We start from the raw sequence: 10,456 nt of genomic DNA, 5'->3' as shown, positions 1-10,456 counted from the left end.
GTGTCACTGATCGCTTCCGACCAATTCCGCATCGTTGTCGGCCTCGGCAAGAGCGGCATGTCCCTGGTTCGCTTCCTGGCGAACCGGGGCATTGCCTTTGCGGTCGCCGACACCCGCGAGCAACCGCCGGAACTGGACACCCTGCGCCGTGAATACCCGCAGGTGGAAGTGCGCTGTGGCGAGCTGGACGTGGACTTCCTGTGCCGGGCCAGCGAGCTGTATGTCAGCCCTGGTCTGGCCCTGGCCACACCTGCGCTGCAACAGGCCGCCGCGCGTGGCGTCAAGCTGTCCGGAGACATCGAGCTGTTCGCCCATCACGCCAAGGCGCCAATCGTGGCCATCAGCGGCTCCAACGCCAAGAGCACCGTGACCACCCTGGTCGGCGAGATGGCCGCCAAGGCAGGCAAACGTGTGGCTGTCGGCGGCAACCTCGGTACCCCGGCCCTGGACCTGCTGGCTGACGACGTCGAGCTGTATGTGCTGGAGCTGTCGAGCTTCCAGCTGGAGACCACCGACCAGCTCAACGCCGAAGTAGCCACCGTGCTGAACATCAGCGAAGACCACATGGACCGCTACAGCGGCCTGCCGGCCTATCACCTGGCCAAGCACCGGATCTTCCGTGGCGCCCGCCAGGTGGTGGTCAACCGCCAGGATGCCCTGAGCCGTCCGTTGCCGGTCGAAGGCCGGCCGTGCTGGACCTTTGGCCTCAACGCGCCGGACTTCAAGGCCTTCGGCCTGCGTGAAGTGGATGGCGAGAAATACCTGGCGTTCGAGTTCCAGACCCTCATGCCGGTGCGCGAGTTGAAGATCCGTGGTGCTCACAATCACAGCAACGCCCTGGCTGCCCTGGCTCTCGGCCATGCCGTCGGCCTGCCGTTCGCGCCGATGCTCGAAGCCCTGCGCGAATTCAAGGGCCTGGCCCATCGTTGCCAGTGGGTGCGCGAGCGCAACGGCGTGAACTGGTACGACGATTCCAAGGCCACCAACGTCGGTGCCGCGCTGGCGGCGATCGAAGGCCTGGGCGCCGATATCGAGGGCAAACTGGTGCTGATCGCCGGCGGCGATGGCAAAGGCGCCGATTTTGCGGCCTTGCGTACCCCGGTGGCGCAGCATTGTCGCGCCGTGGTGCTGATCGGTCGCGATGCCGAACGCCTGGCCGAAACCCTGAAGGATGCCGTGCAACTGGTGCCCGTGCAGACCCTTGATGAGGCCGTGCAGCGTTGCGCCGAGCTGGCCCGCGCCGGTGACGCGGTGCTGCTGTCGCCGGCCTGCGCCAGCCTCGACATGTTCAAGAACTTTGAAGAACGCGGGCGCCTGTTCGCCCAGGCAGCGGAGGGGCTGGCATGATCTTCGGCATCCTCAAGCCGTACCCGTCGCCGCTGATCAGCGGCCGTGGCATCGACCTCGACTTCCCGCTGCTGGCCGGTTGCCTGGCGCTGCTCGGCCTGGGCCTGGTGATGATCACCTCGGCCTCCTCCGAAGTGGCCGCGGTGCAGTCCGGCAACCCGCTGTACCACATGTTCCGCCACCTGGTGTACGTCACCCTTGGCCTGGGCGCCGGGTTGATGACCATGCTGGTGCCGATCGCCACCTGGCAGCGCATGGGCTTCATGATGCTGATCGGTGCCTTCGGTCTGCTGGTGCTGGTGCTGGTGCCCGGTATCGGCCGTGAGGTGAACGGTTCGATGCGCTGGATCGGCTTCAGCTTCTTCAACGTCCAGCCATCGGAGATCGCCAAGGTCTTCGTGGTCATTTATCTCGCCGGCTACCTGGTGCGTCGCCAGACCGAGGTGCGCGAGAGCTGGATGGGCTTCTTCAAACCCTTCATCGTGCTGCTGCCAATGGCCGGCCTGCTGCTGATGGAGCCGGACTTCGGCGCCACGGTGGTGATGATGGGCGCTGCGGCGGCCATGCTGTTCCTCGGAGGAGTGGGGCTGTTCCGCTTCTCGCTGATGGTGGTGCTGGCGGTCATATCGGTGGTGGTGCTGGTCCAGGCCCAGCCCTATCGAATGGCGCGCCTGATCACCTTCACCGACCCCTGGAGCGATCAGTTCGGCTCCGGCTACCAGCTGACCCAGGCGTTGATCGCCTTCGGGCGCGGCGAATGGTTGGGCGTGGGCCTGGGCAACAGTGTGCAGAAGCAGTTCTACCTGCCCGAGGCGCACACCGACTTCGTGTTCTCGGTGCTGGCCGAGGAGCTGGGGGTGGTCGGCTCGCTGCTGACCATCGCGCTGTTCGTGTTCATCACCGTGCGTGCCCTGTACATCGGCCTGTGGGCCGAGAAGGCCAAGCAGTTCTTCGCCGCCTACATGGCCTTCGGCCTGTCGTTCCTGTGGATCGGCCAGTTCTTGATCAACATCGGCGTGAACGTCGGCTTGCTGCCGACCAAGGGCCTGACCCTGCCGTTCCTCAGCTACGGGGGCAGTTCCCTGGTGATCTGTTGCGCCTGTGTCGGGCTGCTTTTACGCATCGAGTGGGAGAGCCGTACCCATCTGGGCAGCGAAGAACACGAGTTCAAGGAGAGCGATTTTGCCGAGGAGCCCAGCCATGGCCGCTGACGGCAAGAACGTCCTGATCATGGCCGGTGGCACCGGGGGGCACGTGTTCCCGGCCCTGGCCTGTGCCCGCGAGTTCCAGGCCCGCGGCTACAGCGTGCACTGGCTGGGTACCCCGCGTGGCATTGAAAACGAACTGGTGCCCCAGGCCGGCCTGCCGCTGCACCTGATCCAGGTCACCGGCCTGCGCGGCAAGGGCAAGCTGTCGCTGCTCAAGGCGCCGTTCACCCTGGTCAAGGCCGTGCTGCAGGCGCGGCGCATCGTCCGTGAGCTCAAGCCGGTCTGCGTGGTCGGCTTCGGTGGTTATGTGACCGGCCCCGGTGGCGTAGCCGCCCGGTTGTGTGGTGTGCCACTGGTGATCCACGAGCAGAATGCCCGCGCCGGTACCACCAATCGTTTGCTGCTGCCGCTGGCCGCGCGTGTCTGCGAAGCATTCCCGGACACCTTTGCCGCCAGCGACAAGCTGCGCACCACCGGCAATCCGGTGCGCCCGGAGCTGTTCATGGACGCCCTGCGCGCGCCCCTGGCCGAGCGCCGTGCGCGCCTGTTGGTCATGGGCGGCAGCCTGGGTGCGGAACCATTGAACAAATTGTTGCCTAAGGCCCTGTCCGAGGTGCCGGCGAACCTGCGCCCCGAAGTCTTCCACCAGGCGGGCAGGAACCACGCGCCCGCCACCGCCGAGCGTTATCACGAGGCGGGGGTCGAGGCCCAGGTCGAACCGTTCATCAAGGACATGGCCCATGCCTATGGCTGGGCCGATATGGTGGTGTGCCGGGCCGGTGCCCTGACCGTCAGCGAACTCGCGGCGGCGGGCCTGCCCTCGATGCTGGTGCCCTTGCCCCATGCCATCGACGACCACCAGACCCACAACGCCCAATACCTGGCACGTGAAGGCGCCGCCTTCCTGATGCCACAAGCGACTACTGGCGCAGCGCAGCTCGCTGAACGCCTGAACGAGGTGCTGATGCAACCCGAGAAACTCAACGCCATGGCCGGCACCGCCCGCCGCCTGGCCAAACCTGCCGCAACCAGCACCGTGGTGGATATCTGCCTGGAGGTGGCCCATGGTTGAGAGCCAGAAAGCCATGCCGCATCCGAAGATGGGCCGTATCCGTCGCATCCACTTCGTCGGTATCGGCGGCGTGGGCATGTGCGGCATCGCCGAAGTGCTGCTGAACCTCGGCTATGAAGTGTCCGGCTCCGACCTCAAGGTGTCGCCGGTCACCGAGCGCCTTGAGTCGTTCGGCGCCGAGATCTTCGTCGGCCACCGCGCCGAGAACGCCGCCAACGCCGATGTGCTGGTGGTGTCCAGCGCGATCAATCCGGCCAACCCGGAAGTCGCCACCGCACTGGAGCGCCGCATCCCTGTGGTGCCGCGTGCCGAGATGCTCGCCGAGCTGATGCGCTATCGCCATGGCGTGGCGGTAGCCGGCACCCACGGCAAGACCACCACCACCAGCCTGCTGGCCTCGGTGTTCGCCGCCGGTGGCCTGGACCCGACCTTCGTCATCGGTGGTCGCCTGACCGCGGCCGGGACCAACGCGCAGTTGGGCACCAGCCGCTACCTGATCGCCGAAGCCGACGAGAGCGACGCCAGCTTCCTGCACCTGCAGCCCATGGTCGCCGTGGTCACCAACATCGACGCCGACCACATGGCCACCTACGAAGGCGACTTCAACAAGCTGAAGAAGACCTTCGTCGAGTTCCTGCACAACCTGCCGTTCTATGGGCTGGCGGTGATCTGCCTGGACGACCCGGTGGTGCGCGAGATCCTGCCGCAGGTCAAGCGTCCGACGGTCACCTACGGCTTCAGCGAAGAGGCCGACATCCGCGCCATCAACGTGCGTCAGCAGGGCATGCAGACCCACTTCACCGTGCTGCGCCGTGACTGCGAGCCGCTTGAAGTGTCGGTGAACATGCCAGGCAACCACAACGTGCTGAACGCTTTGGCGACCATCGCCATCGCCACCGACGAAGGCATTAGCGACGAGGCCATCGTCCAGGGGCTGTCGGGCTTCCAGGGCGTTGGCCGGCGTTTCCAGGTCTACGGCGAGCTGCCGGTCGACGGTGGCAGCGTGATGCTGGTCGACGACTATGGCCACCATCCGACCGAGGTCGCCGCGGTGATCAAGGCCGTGCGTGGCGGCTGGCCGAGCCGCCGCCTGGTGATCGTCTACCAGCCGCACCGCTATAGCCGCACCCGCGACCTGTACGACGATTTCGTGCAGGTGCTGGGCGATGCCAACGTGCTGCTGCTGATGGAGGTCTACCCGGCCGGCGAAGAGCCGATCCCCGGCGCCGACAGCCGCCAGCTGTGCCACAGCATCCGCCAGCGCGGCAAGCTCGATCCGATCTACATCGAACGCGGCGCCGAGCTCGCGCCGTTGGTCCAGCCGCTGCTGCGCGCCGGTGACATCCTCATCTGCCAGGGTGCCGGCGATGTCGGCGGCCTGGCCCCGCAATTGATGAATAGCCCGCTGTTCGCAGGCGCCAAGCAGGAGAAGTCGAAATGACCAGCGCCTACGACAAGTTGCACTCGACCCTGGACGTCAAGGCCTTTGGCCGCGTCGCCGTGCTGTACGGTGGCAAGAGTGCCGAGCGTGAGGTTTCCCTGAAGTCGGGCAAGGCAGTGATCGAGGCGCTGACCAGCGCTGGTGTCGACGTAGTCGCCATCGACGTCGGCGACGACCTTCTGAACCGCCTGCAGAGCGAGAAGATCGACCGCGCCTTCATCATCCTCCACGGCCGTGGTGGTGAGGACGGCAGCATGCAGGGCCTGCTCGAGTGCCTGGGGATTCCCTACACCGGCAGCGGCATTCTTGCCTCGGCGCTGGCCATGGACAAGCTGCGCACCAAGCAGGTGTGGCAGAGCCTGGGTATCCCCACGCCGCGTCACGCCGTGCTGGCCAGCGAGCAGGATTGCGTGGCCGCCAGTGCGGAACTGGGCTTCCCGTTGATCGTCAAACCCGCCCATGAAGGTTCGAGCATCGGCATGGCCAAGGTGAACAGCGAGCAAGAGCTGGTCGCCGCCTGGAAAGACGCCGCCAACTACGATTCGCAAGTCCTGGTCGAGCAATGGATCCACGGCCCGGAATTCACCATCGCCGTGCTGCGTGGCCAGGTGCTGCCGCCGATCGCGCTGGGCACGCCGCACGTGTTCTACGACTACGACGCCAAGTACATCGCCAATGACACCCAGTACCGCATCCCGTGCGGCCTGGACAGCGTCAAGGAGCAGGAACTGATCGACCTTACCGCGCGCGCCTGCGATGCCGTTGGCATCGAGGGCTGGGGCCGTCTGGACGTGATGCAGGACGAGCAGGGCCGTTTCTGGCTGCTCGAGGTCAACACCGCACCGGGCATGACCGACCATAGCCTGGTGCCCATGGCGGCCCGTGCCGCCGGTCTGGACTTCCAGCAGCTGGTGCTGGCGATCCTGGCCGACAGCGTAGCGACGAGAGGTTAATAGCCATGCAAGGCGCGATGATACGTCAGCAGCCACCCGTTACCGGCCGTAGCAAGCCGGTGCCGCGTGGTGCCAGCCGACTGGTGGCCGACGAGCCCGTATCGGCGCGCCTGCCGCGGCCAAGCTTCGGCGGCCTCAAGCGCCTGCTGTGGCCGGTATTGCTGGTGGCCGCCGGTTTTGGCGCCTATGAGGGGGCCATTCGCCTGATGCCCTACGCCGACCGGCCGATCACCAAGATCGCCGTGCAGGGTGATCTCAGCTACATCAGCCAGCAGGCGGTGCAGCAGCGTATCGCGCCCTACGTGGCGGCGAGCTTCTTCACCGTCGACCTCGCGGCGATGCGCGTCGAGCTCGAGCAGATGCCTTGGATCGCCCACGCCGAGGTGCGCCGGGTGTGGCCGGACGAGGTGGTGATCCGCCTGGAAGAACAGTTGCCGGTGGCGCGTTGGGGCGACGAGGCCTTGCTCAACAACCAGGGCCAGGCCTTCACCCCGCGCGAACTGGCCAACTATGAGCACCTGCCGCAGCTGTTCGGGCCGCAGCGCGCTCAGCAACAAGTCATGCAGCAGTATCAGGTATTGAGCCAGATGCTGCGCCCCATGGGCTTTTCCATCGCTCGCCTGGAGCTGCGCGAGCGAGGCAGCTGGTTCCTGACCACTGGCGCGGGTAGCGCCGGCCCTGGCATCGAGCTGCTGCTGGGGCGCGACCACCTGGTGGAGAAGATGCGCCGTTTCATTGCCATTTACGACAAATCGCTTAAAGACCAGATCACCAATATCGCCCGCATCGATCTGCGTTATTCCAACGGACTTGCCGTTGGTTGGCGGGAACCGAATGCACCGACGACGGCCCAACCCGCCGTTGCGAAGAATTAGAGAGAGGCAGGACCATGGCAAACGCGCATAGCGGCAAAATGATCGTCGGGCTGGACATCGGCACCTCCAAGGTGGTGGCGCTGGTGGGTGAAGTCGGTGAGGACGGTACCCTGGAGATCGTCGGGATCGGCACCCATCCGTCCCGCGGCCTGAAGAAGGGCGTGGTGGTGAACATCGAGTCGACGGTGCAGTCGATCCAGCGCGCCGTGGAAGAGGCCCAGCTGATGGCCGGCTGCCGCATCCACTCGGCGTTCGTCGGCGTGGCCGGCAACCACATCCGCAGCCTGAACTCCCACGGCATCGTCGCCATCCGCGATCGCGAAGTCAGCACCGCCGACCTTGAGCGCGTGCTCGATGCCGCCCAGGCCGTGGCCATTCCGGCCGACCAGCGGGTGCTGCACACCCTGCCGCAGGACTACGTGATCGACAACCAGGAAGGCGTGCGCGAGCCCCTGGGCATGTCGGGCGTGCGCCTGGAAGCCAAGGTCCACGTGGTTACCTGCGCGGTGAACGCGGCGCAGAACATCGAAAAATGCGTGCGTCGCTGTGGTCTGGAAATCGACGACATCATCCTTGAACAGCTGGCCTCGGCCTACTCGGTGCTGACCGACGACGAGAAGGAACTGGGCGTGTGCCTGGTGGACATCGGTGGCGGCACCACCGACATCGCCATCTTCACCGAAGGTGCGATCCGCCACACCGCGGTAATCCCGATCGCCGGCGACCAGGTCACCAACGACATCGCCATGGCCCTGCGTACGCCTACGCAGTACGCCGAGGAAATCAAGATCCGCTACGCCTGCGCCCTGGCCAAGCTGGCCGGCGCCGGCGAGACCATCAAGGTGCCGAGCGTGGGTGATCGCCCGCCGCGCGAGCTGTCGCGCCAGGCCCTGGCCGAAGTGGTGGAGCCGCGTTACGACGAGCTGTTCACCCTGATCCAGGCCGAACTGCGCCGCAGCGGCTACGAGGACCTGGTGCCGGCCGGCATCGTCCTCACCGGCGGCACCGCGAAGATGGAAGGCGCCGTGGAACTGGCCGAGGAAATCTTCCACATGCCGGTACGCCTGGGCGTGCCGCACAGCGTCCGCGGGCTGAGCGACGTGGTCCGCAACCCGATCTATTCCACCGGCGTGGGCCTGCTCACCTACGGCCTGCAGAAGCAGTCCGAGGACCTGTCCCTGACCGGTATCAGCAACAGCAACAGCAGCAACAACAGCTATGGCGATGAACCCAAGGGGCCAGTGCTTGAGCGACTCAAGCGTTGGGTCCAGAGCAACTTCTGAGTTTCAAAGCAGTAGTGGTAGGCGCGACAACTAGAGAACTGTAAGGAGAGGGAAAATGTTCGAGCTCGTAGACAACGTCCCGCAAAGTCCGGTCATCAAGGTGATCGGCGTCGGCGGTGGTGGCGGCAACGCCGTCAACCACATGGTCAAGAGCAGCATCGAAGGCGTGGAGTTCATCTGCGCCAACACCGATGCTCAGGCGCTGAAAAACATCGGCGCGCGCACCATCCTGCAACTGGGCACTGGTGTGACCAAGGGCCTGGGTGCTGGCGCCAATCCGGAAGTCGGCCGTCAGGCCGCGCTGGAAGACCGTGAGCGCATCGCCGAAGTGCTGCAGGGCACCAACATGGTGTTCATCACCACCGGCATGGGTGGCGGTACCGGTACCGGCGCGGCGCCGATCATCGCCGAAGTGGCCAAGGAAATGGGCATCCTCACCGTTGCGGTGGTGACTCGTCCGTTCCCGTTCGAAGGCCGCAAGCGCATGCAGATCGCCGATGAAGGCATCCGCATGCTGGCTGAAAGCGTCGACTCGTTGATCACCATCCCCAACGAGAAGCTGCTGACCATCCTGGGCAAGGACGCCAGCCTCCTGTCCGCCTTCGCCAAGGCCGACGACGTGCTGGCCGGTGCCGTGCGCGGCATCTCGGACATCATCAAGCGTCCGGGCATGATCAACGTCGACTTCGCCGACGTACGCACCGTGATGGGTGAGATGGGCATGGCGATGATGGGTACCGGCTGCGCCAGCGGCCCGAACCGTGCTCGCGAAGCCACCGAGGCGGCGATCCGTAACCCGTTGCTCGAAGACGTCAACCTGCAGGGCGCCCGCGGCATCCTGGTGAACATCACCGCAGGGCCTGACCTGTCGTTGGGCGAGTACTCCGACGTGGGTAGCATCATCGAGGCCTTCGCCTCCGACCACGCGATGGTCAAGGTCGGCACCGTGATCGACCCGGACATGCGCGACGAGCTGCACGTGACCGTCGTGGCCACTGGCCTGGGCGCGCGCATCGAGAAACCGGTCAAGGTGGTCGACAACACCCTGCAGACTGCCCAGCAGGCGTACGAGGCCTCCAACCCGGCCCCGGTTCGCCAGGAGCAGTCGGCCGTCAACTACCGTGACCTGGAGCGTCCGACCGTGATGCGCAACCAGGCCCATGCAGGTGCCGCGGCAGCCGCTAAACTCAACCCTCAGGATGATCTGGACTACCTGGATATCCCGGCGTTCCTGCGTCGTCAGGCCGATTAATGGAATTTATCAGGGGTATAAGGGTGATTGGTGTTCAGCAAAGGCCGGGTCTGTTATCATCCCCAGCCTTTGTTGATACCTGTTCGCAATTTGCGCTGAAGCGGCCAATGCCATGATTAGACAACGCACCCTGAAGAATACCATCCGTGCCACAGGCGTCGGCCTGCACTCCGGGGAGAAGGTCTACCTGACCCTCAAGCCTGCGCCTGTCGACAGCGGCATCGTCTTCCGTCGCGCCGACCTCGACCCTGTGGTCGAAATCCCGGCGCGCGCGGCCAACGTCGGCGAGACCACCATGTCCACCACGCTGGTCAACGGTGACGTCAAAGTCGACACGGTCGAGCACCTGCTCTCCGCCATGGCGGGCCTGGGCATCGATAACGCCTACGTCGAGCTCTCCGCCTCGGAAGTGCCGATCATGGATGGCAGCGCCGGACCCTTCGTATTCCTGATCCAATCGGCCGGCCTGGAAGAACAGGACGCACCGAAGAAGTTCATCCGCATCCTGCGTGAAGTGACAGTGGAAGAGGGCGACAAGCGCGCCACTTTCCTGCCCTTCGACGGGTTCAAGGTGAGCTTCGAGATCGACTTCGATCACCCGGTCCTCAAGGGCCAGACCCAGAGCGCGGTCGTCGACTTCTCGAGCACCTCGTTCGTGAAGGAAGTCAGCCGTGCCCGTACCTTCGGTTTCATGCGTGACATCGAGTACCTGCGCAAGCACAACCTTGCGCTGGGTGGCAGTGTCGAGAACGCCATCGTCGTCGACGAAACCGGTGTGCTCAACGAAGACGGCCTTCGTTCCGATGACGAATTCGTCAAGCACAAGATCCTCGACGCCATCGGCGATCTGTACCTGCTGGGCAACAGCCTGATCGGCGAGTTCAAGGGCTACAAGTCCGGACACGCGCTGAACAACCAGCTGTTGCGCAAGCTGATTGCGGAAACCGACGCCTGGGAAGTGGTCACCTTCGAAGATGCCAGCACGGCACCGATCTCGTACATGCGCCCTGTTGCGGCTGTGTAAG

9 protein-coding genes are annotated in these 10,456 nt (G+C 65.1%); all 9 read left to right on the top strand.

Annotation, left to right across the window (positions count from 1 at the left end; all coding sequences use genetic code 11):
* The 9 genes from murD to lpxC all read left to right on the top strand — a co-directional run bounded on the left by murD (position 1) and on the right by lpxC (position 10,455).
* A complete protein-coding gene (gene murD, locus LOY42_RS21715) occupies positions 1-1,347 on the top strand; it encodes a UDP-N-acetylmuramoyl-L-alanine--D-glutamate ligase (RefSeq protein ID WP_258599204.1) in 1,347 nt (448 codons plus the stop codon).
* Positions 1,344-2,558, top strand: a complete 1,215-nt coding sequence (gene ftsW / locus LOY42_RS21710) for a putative lipid II flippase FtsW (RefSeq protein WP_102682675.1) — start codon at positions 1,344-1,346, stop codon at positions 2,556-2,558. The genes murD and ftsW overlap by 4 nt, the downstream gene beginning before the upstream one ends.
* Complete coding sequence (murG, locus tag LOY42_RS21705) at positions 2,548-3,627, top strand: undecaprenyldiphospho-muramoylpentapeptide beta-N-acetylglucosaminyltransferase (protein WP_139668788.1); 1,080 nt, start codon at positions 2,548-2,550, stop codon at positions 3,625-3,627. The genes ftsW and murG overlap by 11 nt, the downstream gene beginning before the upstream one ends.
* A complete protein-coding gene (murC, locus tag LOY42_RS21700) occupies positions 3,620-5,068 on the top strand; it encodes a UDP-N-acetylmuramate--L-alanine ligase (RefSeq protein ID WP_139668790.1) in 1,449 nt (482 codons plus the stop codon). The genes murG and murC overlap by 8 nt, the downstream gene beginning before the upstream one ends.
* Positions 5,065-6,021 (top strand): D-alanine--D-alanine ligase, encoded by a 957-nt coding sequence (locus LOY42_RS21695; protein WP_102682677.1) that lies wholly within the window; start codon positions 5,065-5,067, stop codon positions 6,019-6,021. Before murC ends, LOY42_RS21695 begins: the two co-directional genes overlap by 4 nt.
* Positions 6,022-6,026: 5 nt before the next feature.
* Positions 6,027-6,896: a cell division protein FtsQ/DivIB gene (locus LOY42_RS21690; protein ID WP_023629819.1), complete on the top strand. Its 870-nt coding sequence runs from the start codon at positions 6,027-6,029 to the stop codon at positions 6,894-6,896.
* Positions 6,897-6,910: 14 nt separating this feature from the next.
* Positions 6,911-8,179 carry a cell division protein FtsA gene (ftsA, locus tag LOY42_RS21685; protein WP_094010215.1) on the top strand — a complete coding sequence of 423 codons (1,269 nt, stop codon included), beginning with the start codon at positions 6,911-6,913 and terminating at the stop codon, positions 8,177-8,179.
* 55 nt (positions 8,180-8,234) lie between these two features.
* Entirely contained in the window at positions 8,235-9,431 is a 1,197-nt protein-coding gene (gene ftsZ / locus LOY42_RS21680) for a cell division protein FtsZ (protein ID WP_016395521.1), read from the top strand.
* A 112-nt stretch (positions 9,432-9,543) separates the two neighbouring features.
* On the top strand, positions 9,544-10,455 hold the full coding sequence (lpxC, locus tag LOY42_RS21675; protein ID WP_046857004.1) for a UDP-3-O-acyl-N-acetylglucosamine deacetylase: 912 nt from the start codon (positions 9,544-9,546) through the stop codon (positions 10,453-10,455).
* Position 10,456: the final 1 nt, after the last annotated feature.

This window comes from Pseudomonas sp. B21-023, assembly GCF_024749165.1.
Lineage (GTDB): Bacteria > Pseudomonadota > Gammaproteobacteria > Pseudomonadales > Pseudomonadaceae > Aquipseudomonas.
This window is presented reverse-complemented; position numbering and strand designations above follow the sequence as displayed.